The 14,150-nt window shown below is 59.5% G+C and carries 11 protein-coding genes; 5 read left to right on the top strand and 6 right to left on the bottom strand.

The genetic code is table 11. The features are described from left to right. Nucleotides 1–180: 180 nt before the first annotated feature. From RUI03_RS06530 to RUI03_RS06545, 4 genes are read left to right on the top strand one after another with little or no spacing between them, the layout of a single operon-like run. Nucleotides 181–1,743, top strand: a complete 1,563-nt coding sequence (locus tag RUI03_RS06530) for a DUF2066 domain-containing protein (RefSeq protein ID WP_317289480.1) — start codon at nt 181–183, stop codon at nt 1,741–1,743. Further along, a complete protein-coding gene (locus RUI03_RS06535) occupies nt 1,724–2,431 on the top strand; it encodes a hypothetical protein (RefSeq protein WP_317289481.1) in 708 nt (235 codons plus the stop codon). The genes RUI03_RS06530 and RUI03_RS06535 overlap by 20 nt, the downstream gene beginning before the upstream one ends. Nucleotides 2,432–2,458: 27 nt before the next feature. Beyond that, nucleotides 2,459–4,672 carry an RNA degradosome polyphosphate kinase gene (locus RUI03_RS06540; protein ID WP_317289482.1) on the top strand — a complete coding sequence of 738 codons (2,214 nt, stop codon included), beginning with the start codon at nt 2,459–2,461 and terminating at the stop codon, nt 4,670–4,672. After that, the gene (locus tag RUI03_RS06545; RefSeq protein ID WP_317289483.1) at nt 4,669–6,186 is read left to right on the top strand and encodes a hypothetical protein; all 1,518 of its coding nucleotides are present in this window, start codon (nt 4,669–4,671) and stop codon (nt 6,184–6,186) included. Before RUI03_RS06540 ends, RUI03_RS06545 begins: the two co-directional genes overlap by 4 nt. Here the strand turns inward: RUI03_RS06545 and rnd are convergent. From rnd to tyrS, 3 genes are all read right to left on the bottom strand, one after another. Continuing rightward, nucleotides 6,174–7,328, bottom strand: coding sequence for a ribonuclease D (gene rnd / locus RUI03_RS06550; RefSeq protein WP_317289484.1), 1,155 nt, complete (start codon nt 7,326–7,328; stop codon nt 6,174–6,176). The two genes, RUI03_RS06545 and rnd, sit on opposite strands and share 13 nt — an antisense overlap. 66 nt (nt 7,329–7,394) lie before the next feature. Then, nucleotides 7,395–8,285, bottom strand: a complete 891-nt coding sequence (locus RUI03_RS06555; RefSeq protein WP_317289485.1) for a 50S ribosomal protein L11 methyltransferase — start codon at nt 8,283–8,285, stop codon at nt 7,395–7,397. Next, complete coding sequence (gene tyrS, locus RUI03_RS06560) at nt 8,282–9,550, bottom strand: tyrosine--tRNA ligase (protein WP_317289486.1); 1,269 nt, start codon at nt 9,548–9,550, stop codon at nt 8,282–8,284. Before tyrS ends, RUI03_RS06555 begins: the two co-directional genes overlap by 4 nt. 70 nt (nt 9,551–9,620) lie before the next feature. Here tyrS and RUI03_RS06565 point away from each other — a divergent pair, with 70 nt between their 5' ends. Next, nucleotides 9,621–10,751 carry an anhydro-N-acetylmuramic acid kinase gene (locus RUI03_RS06565; protein ID WP_317289487.1) on the top strand — a complete coding sequence of 377 codons (1,131 nt, stop codon included), beginning with the start codon at nt 9,621–9,623 and terminating at the stop codon, nt 10,749–10,751. Nucleotides 10,752–10,755: 4 nt separating this feature from the next. Here the strand turns inward: RUI03_RS06565 and RUI03_RS06570 are convergent, their stop codons facing one another. From RUI03_RS06570 to RUI03_RS06580, 3 genes are all read right to left on the bottom strand, one after another. Beyond that, the gene (locus RUI03_RS06570; protein WP_317289488.1) at nt 10,756–11,871 is read right to left on the bottom strand and encodes a hypothetical protein; all 1,116 of its coding nucleotides are present in this window, start codon (nt 11,869–11,871) and stop codon (nt 10,756–10,758) included. 85 nt (nt 11,872–11,956) lie between these two features. Beyond that, nucleotides 11,957–13,765, bottom strand: coding sequence for a DUF885 domain-containing protein (locus tag RUI03_RS06575; RefSeq protein WP_317289489.1), 1,809 nt, complete (start codon nt 13,763–13,765; stop codon nt 11,957–11,959). Between the two features lie 38 nt (nt 13,766–13,803). Then, nucleotides 13,804–14,148: a hypothetical protein gene (locus RUI03_RS06580; RefSeq protein WP_317289490.1), complete on the bottom strand. Its 345-nt coding sequence runs from the start codon at nt 14,146–14,148 to the stop codon at nt 13,804–13,806. Nucleotides 14,149–14,150 lie beyond the last annotated feature (2 nt).

The raw sequence follows: 14,150 nt of genomic DNA on the forward strand, positions 1-14,150 counted from the left end.
CGCCCGTACTGAATGTCGAGCGATACGGTGCAAAACCGGGCATAAACACCGCCATGTTTTGGCCCTATGACGGGAGTGTATAGGGTTTACCGGTTCTGTTCTGCCGGAAATACCGCTAGACCATCGCCACGGGCGCGAAAATGGCTTCGCGCTGTCGCTGGACAGTTGAGGATCGCGTTCATGAACTTTCGCGGGCTGACCCCATTCATCTTTGTTCTATTTGCCTTTCTGGGCGTGTCCCAGGCGCAGACGCGTGTCGCCGTGTTCACGGTGCCCGAAGTGCCGGTGTATGCTGAGGCAGAAACCTCGGCCGAGGCGCAACGCATCGCGCAGGATCGCGGTCGGCGCCAGGCCATGGATATCCTGCTGCGTCGGCTGACGGCCGAAGAGGATTGGTCCTATCTGCCCGATCTGTCGGGCGGGATGGCGGCGGTCGCGGAGGCGTCCGAGCTGTCCGAACTCGATCAGGCGATTGGCTCGGGCAAACGCGTCCTGACCCTGTCGTCCGCCGATCTGCCGCAGCTTGAAGAGGGCTTTGCCATCTTCGACGAGAAAACCTCCGGCAAGACCTATCGTGCGCGGATCAGCTACAAGTTCAAACCCGATGCCATTCGGTCGCTGCTTCAGTCGGCCAACCTGCCATACAGCGAATCACAGTCCCGCCGCTCGCTGGTGCTGCCGGTCCTGAAAACGGAAAACGATGTCTATTTGTGGGAGACCAATAACCCTTGGGCGCGGGCCTGGCTGTCTCGTCCGCTGATCAATGAGCTTACCCCCCTGATCCTGCCTGTCGGTGACCGCCAGGACGTGGAGGCCGCAACCGCTGAAGACGTTGTCGACCTGAACACCGCCGCTCTCGCGCCGTTCGTGTCCCGATATTCTGCACCACAAGTTATCGTGGCGGTCGGTCAATTGTCCGAGAAAAACGGCGAATATCAACTGTATGTCCGCCTGATCGATGGCTTTCTGGCTGAACGCACCAATGATCAAAAGGCCGCGCAGGACGCAGCAGCACAGCTTTATGACAGTGATGACGGCTTTGGTACCGAAGCCGCGCCGACCACCTCCGTCGGCACCAAGGGCCGCGTCCTCGCCGAAGCATTTTTCAGCGGACCGTCAGATGACTTCCCCGCGCTCGCCCAGCGAGCAGTGGAAACAGTTGTCACCCGCTACGCCAAGACATGGAAGCAGCAGACCCTGGTCGACCATTCCACCATGCGTCAGCTGTCTCTGACAGCGTGGTTTGGCAGCCTTGATGAGTGGGCCCAGATCAGAAACGCGCTGTCGGGCACCTCACTTGTCCGCGGGATGAAGGTTGGCGCGTTCAACAACGAGAATGCGGTCATGGAACTGACCGTCATCGGCGATCCGGACCAGCTCATCCTCGAAATGCGGCAGCAGGACCTCACCGTCTGGCGTTCGGACGACGGCAACTGGAACATTGCTGATCGTTCGCGGGCATCACAGCTGCAGAGTGAGCGCGTGCCGGTTTCCTTCCGCGGGGCGTCCGATGACCGCGACGGCTTCTCCCCGGTCAACCGCAACGAACGGCGTTTCGGGGAACCGCTGGGGATGCGCGGCGGTCCCGCACCAGAGCTGCCGGATGATTTTCTTGATGATGAAAATGATCAAGATGCAGACGATACGGTTGATCTTGGCGAGGGCGCGCCAATCTATCTTGAACCAGACGTCGAAGATGATGAGGGCGCAGCCGAAACGGACGATGACAACGACGACGAATAATGAGCATGTTCAGGCCCCGTTGCCCTTCGCCACGGGGCCCGTCGTCCTTACCTATTGTCCGGCGCCGGCCAATGCAGATGCGCTGGCCGTGCTTCACAACTGGCTCGATGACTGGCGTTCAGGACAGAACCGATCTCCATTGATTGCCGTCAGAGCGTCCGCCGGATGCGGCAAGACCCGTCTGGCGCATAAGGTTATGGCGGAACTCGGCGGTGTCGTGGTGGCGCCGAATAATGATGACGGCTCGGTCGCCATTCCGAAAGAAGGGCCGTTTGCCGTCGACAATGCGGATCGTGCGACCGGCCACGCGCTGATATCAGTCTACAACGCGGCGAGTTCCAGCGGCCGTCCCTGCCTTCTGACGGGTACGGCACCGCGTGACCGGTGGGGCATTGGCCCGGGCGGGGAATTGCCTGATCTGAAAACCCGGCTCCGCTCGTTCGCCGTGCTGGAACTCGAATCGCCAGACGAAGCGACGCTGGCGCTCGTCCTGAAACGGACTCTTGACGAAGCTGGGATAAAGGTTGCCGACAAGGTTGTGGCCGACGTGGCGGCGCAGCTCAAACGGCGTTACAGCGCCGTCGAGTTGATTGCCACGGCGGCAGTTCGTCGTGCGATGGATGGCAGTATGTCCGCAAAGGCCTTGCTGCAGTCGGTAATGAGAGATAACCCCGGCGCAATTCTGTAAGTCGCGTGGCTCCGGGAAGAGGGTTTCATGGAAGACGGTACCGTTTCATCTCCGGCTTCTGATCCGGTCGAACGACCAACGGAGCCCAGCGTTCTGCACGGTGTCGCACCGGACAGCCCCGACCGGTTTTTCAACCGGGAGCTGTCTTGGCTCGATTTCAATCTGCGGGTCCTCGACGAGGCGCAGAATGAGCGTCATCCCATCCTTGAGCGTCTGCGCTTTCTGGCCATTTCGGCCAGCAATCTCGACGAGTTCTTCATGGTCCGCGTGGCTGGCCTTGTGGGGCAGGTTCGCGCCGGCATCTCTGCGGTCAGTCAGGATGGCCTGACACCCGGACAGCAACTGTCCGAGATCAACGCTAGGGCTGCAGCCCTGATGGATCGCCAGCAGCAATGCTGGGGCGAACTCCTGCCATTGATGGCGGAGAACCGTGTCGAGGTTCTGCGCGCCGAGCAGCTGACTGAAGAAGAATTGACATGGCTTGAGGACGAATTCCTCACCAACATCTTCCCTGTACTGACGCCACTGGCCCTCGACCCGGCTCATCCGTTTCCGTTTATTCCCAATCTTGGGTTTGTCCTGTGCTTTTCCGTCGAGGGTGACGGTCATGCACCGATGAAGTTTCTGCCGGTGCCGAACATGGTGCGCCGTTTCATCAGACTGCCCGGTGATTTGTCCGATCGCGGCGAAGCGGCACTGCCGAATGTCCGGTTTATCCCGCTGGAGCGGGTGATCCTGCACTTCCTCCACCACCTGTTCCCGGATGTCCGCATCACCGCGCGCGGGGCGTTCCGTGTCATCCGTGACAGTGATGTGGAGATCGACGATGAGGCTGAAGACCTGGTTCAGCAGTTCGAGACAATGCTCCGCCGCCGTCGCCGGGGCGAAGTTATCCGGTTGAAAATTCATCAGGACACGCCCTTTGTATTGCGCGACCTGATTATCTCCAAGCTTCACGTCCACCCGCAAGATGTCGTCTATGTGGACGGTCTTCTTGGTCTGGCGCAGACGGCAGAACTCATTCCCAAAGATCGCCCCGATCTTCTGTTTCCCAGCTTCGAGGCGCGGTTCCCCGAGCGAATTCGCGAGCATGGCGGCGACTGCCTGTCGGCGATTTCGGCCAAGGATATTCTCGTCCACCATCCCTATGAAGACTTTGAGGTGGTCGTCCGGTTTCTGAAGCAGGCTGCGAATGATCCTGACGTTATTGCAATCAAGCAGACGCTTTACAGGACCTCAAAACAGTCACCGATTGTCGAGGCACTGATCGAAGCGGCGGAGAATGGCAAGAACGTCACGGCGCTCGTTGAACTGAAAGCGCGCTTTGATGAAGAAGCTAATATCCGCTGGGCGCGCGCACTGGAGCGGGCAGGGGTGAATGTCGTCTACGGCTTTGTCGACTATAAGACCCATGCCAAGCTTTCTTATGTCGTGCGGCGCGAGGGCGAGAATACCCGCTCATACTGCCATCTTGGCACCGGCAACTATCACCAGTTCACCGCGAAGATCTATACGGACCTTTCGCTGTTCACGACGGACCCCGCGATTGGCAGAGACGTGTCGCGCATCTTCAATTACGTCACGGGTTACGCTCAACCGCAGAGTTTCGAGCGGTTGCGCATCGCGCCCATCAATCTGCGTGAGACACTGATCGAGAATATCGAACGCGAGATCGAGTTTGCGAAAGCGGGTCAACCGGCCAGCATCTGGGCCAAGATGAACTCTGTGGTTGATGGCCCGTTGATCGACAAGCTGTACGAAGCCAGTCAAGCGGGGGTGCAGATTGACCTTGTGGTTCGGGGTATTTGCTGCCTTCGGCCCGGTGTTCCTGGACTGTCGGAAAATATCCGAGTCAAGAGCATCATCGGAAGGTTCCTCGAACATTCCCGGATTGTCTGCTTTGGCAATGGTCGCCCGATGCCATCGGACAATGCCCTTGTTTATATCTCATCGGCGGACTGGATGCCGCGCAACCTGAACCGGCGGGTTGAGTCGTTGGTCCCGATCACGAATGAAACCATCCATAATCAGGTGATCGATCAGATCATGGTGGCGAACCTCAAGGATAACCAGCAGAGCTGGCGATTGCGTCCGGATGGGATCTGGACGCGGGTTGAACTGCCTGACACTGAAGATCCCTTCAATGTCCATGACTATTTCATGACCAACCCCAGCCTGTCGGGTCGCGGTGCTGCATTGACCGAGCGCTCACCACGCACACTGACAATGGCGCCTCGATGAGAGTCGAGCGGCTGACGGGCGACCGTCCCCGCTGGGCCGTCATCGACATTGGCTCAAACTCCGTCCGTCTCGTGATGTATGAAGGGCCGGCGCGGTCACCGATGACCGTCTTCAACGAGAAAGTGCTCTGTGGTCTTGGGCAGCGCAATCAGGAAACCGGGGCATTGCGCGAAGAGGCGATGCACGATGCCCTGACCGTTCTGCGGCGGTTTCGCGCTATCATTGACGCTGTCCAACCCCAGGAGCTGGACATCTTCGCGACGGCAGCCTCCCGCGACGCCACCAACGGCCCGCAATTCCTTGCCGCCATTCATTCACTCGGCCTGGAGCCGACCTTGCTGCCTGGCGAGGAGGAGGCCCGACTGGCGGCCCTTGGTATTCTTTCCGGTTCCCCGGAAATACTCGACCGGAAAAACGGTGCGATTGCTGGCGATATTGGCGGGGGCAGTCTGGAGCTATCCCATATCGATGCCAGCCATCAGGATTTCGTCGGCCAGCGCGTCAGTCTGCCGCTCGGTGCCCTTCGTCTGTCTGCAGAATATACAACAAAGCCCGGTGCCGCGATCAAGCATATTCGCAAGGTCGTCGAGGCTGAAGAATGGCTGCAGAAGACCGGCGCAAAATCCTTTTACATTGTTGGCGGCGCATGGCGCGGGCTGATGCGGATTGCCATTGAACGCAGCGAATATCCGCTGGATGTTCTTGATCATTTCACCCTGACCCGCGACGAAATGGAGAACCTGTGTGACTGGGTCATCGGTCGAAGCGTCGAGCAGCTCGAGACGCTGTCCAGCGTACAGAAACGCCGCGCCCCGACACTGCCCTACGCCGCCATGGTGATGAAAGCCGTCCTTGATGCCGTGTCGCCCAAGGATGTCATCCTGTCCTCCCACGGCGTGCGGGAAGGATGTCTGTTTAACAAGCTGTCGCGCGATGAACAGAGCGAAGATCCACTGCCGATTCTCGCCGAACATGTGGCCAGTTTCGGGCGTGGGCATTTGCGGCCCGAGGCGGATAGCCTCTACGAGTTTGTCCGTCCACTGTGCAGTGATCCGACGGCGGAGGAATCGCGTCTGTGGCACGCTGCGGCGCATCTATGCAACATCGCGACCTTGTATCAGCCCGATGAAAAAGCCGAACAGGCCGCCCGTTTGATTCTGTCATTGCCATTCCGCGGCCTCTCCCATCGGGGGCGCGTGATGCTGGCCACGGCGCTCTACTATCGGCACGGCGGCAGCAGCGGTGATGTTGAAGACACTATACCCATCGGACTGATCGATGACCGGCAATTGACCGAAGCGCAGAAAATCGGGCTTGGCATGCGTTTCGCTGCAGCCCTCGATCCAGACGGAACGGCAGGCTTGGGCGAAGCGACACTGGAGGTCGAAGGTGATGGCCTGCGTCTGACGCTGCCGCACCGTCTCATTGGCCTGTGGGGGCTTGGTCCTGCCAAACGGTTCCAGCGCCTGGCCGCGTTGATTGGGAAGGAGCCGGTGGCGCCTTACGCCTTGTGATTGATCAGAGTCACGGACTTGCCCTTCAGGCCAAGCGAGACAGCGCCGTGCTTGAGCTTGAGAGCCAGATCACCAAACACCTCACGTCGCCAGCCGCGCATGGCGGGAACATTCGCATCGTCAGACAGGGCAATCGCTTCAATGTCGGCAGAGGACGCCAGCAACTTTGGCGCAACGCCGTGCAACTCGCTCTGACGTTTTAGCAGCACACGGAGAAGGTCGACCACATCCGCCGGGGCAGGCTGGTTCTGACCTGACGTTTCCTTTTGTGGTATGTCGTCCCGGCTCATCGCCTTGCCAGCAGCGACAGCTTCCAGCAGGCCTGCAGCCGATCGCGACCGTTCGAAACCGGTCGGGACGCCGCGCAGGGCACCCAGCTCCGCCACCGTTGTTGGCGCCGCGCGAGCGATTTCCGTGATGGCTTCATCCTTCACCACCCGAGCGCGGGGCACATCCTTTTGTTGCGCTTCGCGTTCCCGCCAGGCCGCCAGCTGCACGATCGCGCCCATATCCTTGGGACGGATGTTGCGAAGTTTCAGACGCTGCCATGCCGTTTCCGGGGATGTGAAATAGAGGGTCGGTTCGTCCAGAACCGCCATTTCTTCAGCGACCCATGCGGTTCGCCCGGTCTCTGCCAGCTTCTTCTGAAGAGCCAGATAGACGTCGACGAGATGGGTCACATCACCCAAGGCGTAGGTCAGCTGCTTTTCGCTCAGGGGACGTTTGGACCAGTCGGTAAAGCGGGATCCCTTGTCGACCTGGGCTCCGGTCACGGCACGGACCAGCGGTTCATACCCGACCTGATCGCCATAGCCGCAGGCCATGGCCGCGATCTGGGTATCAAACAGGGGCTGGGGAACGCGGCCCATCAGTCGGTAGAAAATTTCGAGATCCTGCCGTGCGGCGTGAAAGACCTTCACAACGCTCTCATCGGCCAACAGCGCGAGGAGCGGCTCAAGATCGATACCGGGCGCCAGCGGATCGATGATCGCGGCGTCTTCAGTGGTTGCCACCTGAATCAGGCACAGTTGCGAGTAATAGGTACGCTCGCGCATGAATTCGGTGTCGACAGTGACAAACGGGGCTTCGCGGAACACCTCGCACAGGCGGCGAAGATCTTCTGTTTTTTCAATTACCTGCATAAGAGAGTTCGCCTATCAGAGGTCGTCCGTTCAGGCGAACCAATCTTCCAAATCAAAACCAGTTTCTCAGGCATCGTCGCGGCGAAGCAACAGTACCGGCCAAGTGGCATCGGAGACGCGGTCATATTCGACCAGCCCCACCTGCCGATAGGCATCGAGCACGCCCTCGGCCTGGCGATCAAGGAGGCCCGCGAGGACCACACGGCCATCCCTGGCCAAGGCATCAGCGATCTGTGGGGCCAGCATCATCAGCGGCTCGGCCAGAATGTTGGCGAGGATCAATGGAAAGCGGCGGCCATTTTCGGTCACCGAGCCAAGGCCATCCGCCTCAATGAACGTGATATCATCGACGCCATTGGTCGCCGCATTTTCCGCAGCAATCGTGACAGATGGTGCATCTATATCTGTACCGATGATCCCGGCATCGGCCCAGAGACGTCTGGCCGCGATCGCGAGCACGCCAGAGCCCGTGCCGACGTCAAGGACGCTCTCCGGGTTGAACTTTTCGAGGCGGCTCAGTGCATCAAGACAACCCGCCGTGGTCGGATGATGTCCGGTGCCGAAGGCCCGATTGGCTTCGATCTGGACCTTCAGGCCGGGCAGGGCATCGGCCTTGGCGGCGTCGTGTGAACCATAGAGGACAAAGAGCCCGGACTGGACGACACCCAGGCCCTCCAGCGCATGGGCGACCCAGTCCTGATCGGGCAGATCCTCGACGGTTGCGGCGTCGAGGTGGCCCAGGCCGTAATCCGTCAGGATCGAGTCGAGTTCCTGTTGGTCCGGCCGATCAGTGAAGTAGGCGTGCAGGGACCATGCGGCGTCCGCATCGCTTGCAGAGGAATCATCCTTGAGAAGCGTGACGGCGTCTGACGGCGGAAAAAGGACCTCTGACAGCAGGACATCAAGGCGTTCAAGGTCGGCCTGCGGGCCCTGCCAGATCAATTTCAAAGTGCTCATGATGCCACCACCACAAGACCGTGCTTCTTCTTGCCAATGGACAGCTTGATCTTGCCGTTGCGCAAATCGCCTTCCGTCAGTGTCCGTTCTTCGGCCAGTGCCTCATCGTTCACTTTCAGGGCACCCGCCTTGATATGACGACGTCCTTCGCTGAGACTGGCCACCAGGCCGAGCTCACGAAACGGCTCAAAGAGCGGCATGCCGCGCGACAGGATTGCAGCATCGACTGAAACGGTGGGGAGGTCGTCGGCCGCGCCGCCCTGTTCAAACGTCTGACGGGCTGTTTCCGCGGCTGCATTGGCAGCGTCCCGACCATGCATCAGTGCTGTGACCTCTGTCGCCAGGACCTTCTTGGCATCGTTAATCTCCGCACCCTGAAGAGCTTCAAGGCGGCGAACCTCATCCCTAGGCAAGGTGGTAAAGCGGCGCAGCATCATGCCGACATCGGCATCTTCCGTGTTCCGCCAGTATTGCCAGTAATCATAGGGGCTCAGCCGGTCGGCGTTCAGCCAGACGGCACCATTTTCTGTCTTGCCCATTTTCTTGCCGGAAGAAGTGGTCAGCAGCGGCGTCGTGAGGCCAAAAACGTCACGTGCCTTTCCGCCCTCGACGGCGGCGACCCGGCGACACAGCTCGACACCGTTGACGATGTTGCCCCATTGGTCAGAACCACCCATCTGCAATGTGCATCCGTAGCGCTCGTTCAATTCAAAGAAATCGTATGCCTGCATCAGCATGTAGTTGAATTCGAGGAACGTCAGCGGCTGTTCACGGTCGAGCCTCAGCTTGACACTATCGAATGTCAGCATGCGGTTGATCGTGAAATGGACACCAAAATCACGCAGGAAATCGACATATTTCAGACCGGACAGCCATTCGTCATTATTGACCATCACAGCGTCCGTCTCGCCTTCGCCGAAGGTCAGAAAAGGACTGAAGGCTCGCTTGATGCCGGCAATGTTGGATTCGATATCCGCCGGTGTCAGGAGCTTGCGCTGAGCATCCTTGCCGGAAGGGTCCCCCACCTTGGTGGTGCCGCCCCCCATCAGGACAATGGGCCGATGCCCGGTCTGCTGTAGCCAGTACAGCATCATGATCTGGACCAGGCTGCCTGCATGCAGGCTGTCTGCCGTCGCGTCAAAGCCGATATAGGCCGTGATGGTCCCGTTTGCAGCGGCCTCATCGAGGGCGCCGAGATCGGTTCCCTGGTGAATAAAGCCGCGCTCGTGCAGCACGTTGAGAAAATCGGATTGAAATTCGGGCATATATCAACTCAAGTTTAAGAGCCGCGGCTTGTAGTCGTCATTGGCGTGAGCGTCCAGAAGGGTGATGGAAATGGCCGAAAGAGTGCTCAGGGCAATCGGATTGATGTCAGGCACGTCTCTCGACGGTATTGATGCGGCCATCCTTGAAACGGACGGCGACCGGATTACCGCTTTTGGTCCGACCCTCTCGGTTCCCTATGAGGGCAGAACCCGCGCCACGCTGTCCCGCGCCTGCAAGGCGGCAATCGAAGGGCGCAACGAGGCACAGGATGTTCTCGATGCCATCAACCTGGTCACTACAGCGCATATCGACGCTGTCCGTGACCTTCTCGACAAGAATGACCTGAACGCCAAGGATATCGATGTGATCGGCTTCCATGGCCAGACCATCCTGCACAAGGCACCGCTGGACCGGTCGGCCGTCGGTACGACTTGGCAGATCGGGGCAGGCGGCACGCTGGCTCATGAACTGCGGATCGATGTCGTGGACCAGTTCCGTCTGGCGGATATGGCGCAGGGCGGACACGGCGCACCGCTGGCTCCCATCTATCATCGGGCCCTGATCGAGCGAGACCGGCCCGACCATGCCGTCGCCGTCGTCAATATTGGCGGGGTTGCGAACATCACCTACCTGCCGCCGCACGCCAAGCCTACAGATATCGTGGCGTTCGACTGTGGACCCGGCAACGGCCTCGTGGACGAGTGGATCTACCGCCATACGGGCGACAGTATGGACACGGACGGCGCTCTGGCGCGGCAAGGTCAGGTCAGTGAAGAAGCGGTGCGGCTGATGGCCCTGAACGCCTATCTGAGGCGTCCGCCACCCAAATCCCTCGACCGCTATGATTTCAAGCTCAAGGCCGTCGAAGACCTCAGTCTCGTCGACGGCGCAGCGACGCTGACAGCCTTCACGGCGGAGACGATTGCCCGATCCGGCGCCCTTCTGCCGGAAGCGCCGAAGGAATGGATAATTTGCGGCGGTGGGCGCCACAACCCGGTTCTGATGGAGATGCTGCGGGAGCGGGTCGACGGCACCGTGCTGACGGCAGAAGACAAGGGTTGGCGCGGCGACATGATCGAAGCGGAGTGCTTCGCCTATCTCGCCGTTCGGCATCTCAAGGGGTTACCCCAGTCGTTTCCAAAGACAACGGGTGCGCCCGTACCTCTCAAAGGCGGTCACCACCACCATAAGCCGCTCTAGCGGCTTATGGCTGCCACATACCCCGCGTGATTCGGCCTTCAACAAGATCGAGCTCGGCGACTGGCATCAGAGCGATGTGTCCATCTGTCCCGCGACGCCGAATGGACATTTGCGGGTTCAGACTTTGAGCGGGCGCGTGATCGGCGTCTGGCTTTGACGCCCCCGAACTGTTTTCTGGCAGGCCTGCATAGACCGCATCGGTCAGATCGCAGGCCGACAATTGCCGATCGATGTCAGCCGCCATGGTGGACCCGAAAACGGCACGGATGGAGCCACGCATGCCGTCGCGTTCTGCTTCCCACTGATTGTAGAATGAGGCGGCCATCGCGATGAGACAGCCGGTCAGCCCGAGCGCAAACAGCGTCGGCCAAACGGCCACGGACTGGCCGAGCAGGGCGACCGTCTCACTCGCTGCCGCCGTGGAGAGAAAGCCGACGGCACCAAAGGCTACACCCAGTACCAGTACGGCACCAGCAAACAGACTGCCATATCCCCGCTGGCGCAGAGCAGCGGCCAGATTGCCTTGAAGCAAAGGTCGGCTGTCCGCCGCCAGGCTGTTATAGGCAGACCGCGTCTGCTCAGCGAGATGCGTACTGGCAAGGTGGCGCACCATGGACTGGCGGTCCGCGCTTGCCGACGATGACATTGCCGCGCGGCTCTGTTCGGCGAGGGCTAGCTGATCACTCAACATTTGCTGTACGATCGTCGCGGCGCCCTCACGATGAGCCGTCACACTCTCGGTAATCGATGCCATCGGCTTTCGAGCCATGAATACGCCCGCCGCCACGGCAAAAGGCAGCAGCGCCGCTATCGTCGCGACGGGGCCAGCAGCAAATGTGGACGCGGCAAAGAAAATACCGATCGCCAGAATGCCCAAGGCCGCGAGAACCAGGAACGCCTGCATCAGGAAGGGTGCAATCGTCCGCGCCTGCAGGACCGAGACGAACTTTTCATCCCCCAGAAAATGCGAGGTCAGAGGTTCTGTCAGCGTCTTGTCGACGGTCAGGCGAGCCTCATGATCGATGCGCTCCCGAAGCGATTGCTGATCAGGTGCGTCTGTACTGCGGTCCTTTACGATCGCATCCATTGACGCTGAATATGCTGTGAATTGCTCGTTCATCCCCAAACCTGCCCCTTTACGACCCCAACTGAACAGAACCTTAACACGAGGTTACGCAATGGGCGAGTGCGAAGACGCCGCGCCCTCATTGCGCCGCAGCAATGTAATCGTCGATGCGTGTCTCGAGCACTGAGAGCGGCAGCGGCCCACCGGTCAGCACGACATCGTGGAATACGGCGACGTCAAAATCCTTACCCAGAGCCGTGTGCGCTTTTTCTCGCAGCTCAAGCAATTTCAGCATACCGATCTTATAGGATGTAGCCTGACCCGGATAGACGATATAGCGCTCGATCGCTTTCTCGCAGTCGCCGTCCGGGTTCGGTGTATTGTCTTTCAGATACTGAACGGTCTCCTCCATCGTCCAGCCCTTGGCATGGAGCCCGGTATCAACGACGAGGCGTGCCGCACGCCACAACTCCATCGCAAGGCGGCCGAAATCGGAGTAGGGATCTTCGTAGAACCCTATCTCTTTCGGCACGAGTTCTGAATAAAGACCCCATCCCTCTGTATACGCTGTATACCCGCCAAACTGGCGGAATTTTGGCAGACCTTCCATTTCGATCTGGATGGACCGCTGCATGTGGTGCCCGGGAATGGCTTCGTGATAGACGAGTGCCTCAAGCTGATAGGTTGGCATGTCCGCCATTTCAGCGAGGTTGGCGTAAAATATGCCGGGCCGAGACCCATCCGGGGCCGGCTGATTATAAAAGGCCTTCCCTGCGGCACGTTCGCGGAACGGCTCGACGCGGCGAACCTCTACAGGGGCCTTTGGCAGGGTGACAAACAGCTCGGGAAGCCGGGGCCGCATGCCGTCGACATAACCGCGGGCCAGCGCGAGATACGCCTCGCGCCCCTCGTCAGTGTTGTCAAAATAGAATTGCTCGTCGGTCCGCATGAAGTCGAAAAACTCTTCGAGAGTCCCGTCAAAGTCGACCGTCGCCATGATGCCGCGCATTTCGTCATGGATGCGGGCCACTTCCGCAAGGCCGATCTCGTGAATTTCGTCCGCCGTCAGATCAGTCGTCGTGTAATTCTTCAACAGCGTATTGTAGAAGGCTTCACCATTTTCGCGCCGGCCGACACCCCAGTCCCCATCAATGATCGGGGAAGCGCTGGCGGCTTCGACACGGTCTGCAAATTGTTCGTAGGCAGACTGATAAGGGCCGTTCAGCGCCGCCTCCAGCTCATCGGTCAGGGCCTCTTGCTCGTCATCAGAGAGGTCAAGCTCAGCAATTTTTTTGGCGAAGTCCTTGCGGATCGCATCGCCCGACATGGCGTTACGCGCGCTTTCAACGATGAGCGGGTAGCTGAAGGCGGGCAGGGGGTAGCCCATCTCGATCTGACCTTCGAGGAAGTCAGCCGACTGAAGCAGCGGCGCCGTCACACCGCGCACGCGTGCGATGTAGGCATTCGCATCCGACACCGTATCGATCGAGTGATAGTTGGCGAGAAAAACGGGGATGCTGGAGTGGATGCCGCGGAACTGGCTCAGCGAGAACCGCTGCATGCGATAATTGTCGAGGGCGATATCATTCTGCAGCGTGTAAACGGCGAGATCATAATTCAGGCGACCATCCGCAGACAGACTTGCGGGATCGAAATTATCCTGCAGGAATGCCAGCTGTTCTTCGTACAGGGCGCGTTCAGCATCAGCTGCTGCTTCCGAGCGACTATCCCATTGATCGTAGCTGGTCTTGCGGCCCAGATAGGTCTGATATTCCGGGCTCTGCGCGACCCGTGTTTCCCACTGGGCGTCGAGAACCTCGATCAGGCGAGCATCATTTTGGGCAATCGTTTCGGCGGACAGTGATGTCTCAACAGGTGTACGGTCAACGGTACCGCAGGCTGTGAAAAGGGCGATGCAGCTGGCGGCAATCAGGGAACGCTTGATCATCTGAAGTCTCCGATAGGCAGAATGTCGCGGGACAGCGGTTATTGTAGTTCAGGTACGTCGAGCTCTTCGAAATCACCGGAGAGGTCCCGAAGGACCGGGTCCATGGCGATGAGCAGTGGGCTTGGTGAACTCTTGGTCAGTACCATCTCGACCCGATGATAGCCGGTGCGTGCGATGGTCATGGGCAGGTCTTCATTGACCCCGACACGGCAGGGGCTTTCGCAAACCGTGCCGTCCGGAAAGGACACCGTCGCCCCTGCAGGCTCGGTCTTGACCAGCACATAGACTGGTCCCTGCCGTTCCTTCACCCAACCCGGTGTGCTCATCGTGACGCAGCCACCAAGGCCGCCGCAAAGCGCAAAAAGCAGGACGAAAGTTTTCATGG

The sequence above is a fragment of the Parvularcula sp. LCG005 genome, from assembly GCF_032930845.1.
In the GTDB taxonomy this organism is placed as follows: domain Bacteria; phylum Pseudomonadota; class Alphaproteobacteria; order Caulobacterales; family Parvularculaceae; genus Parvularcula.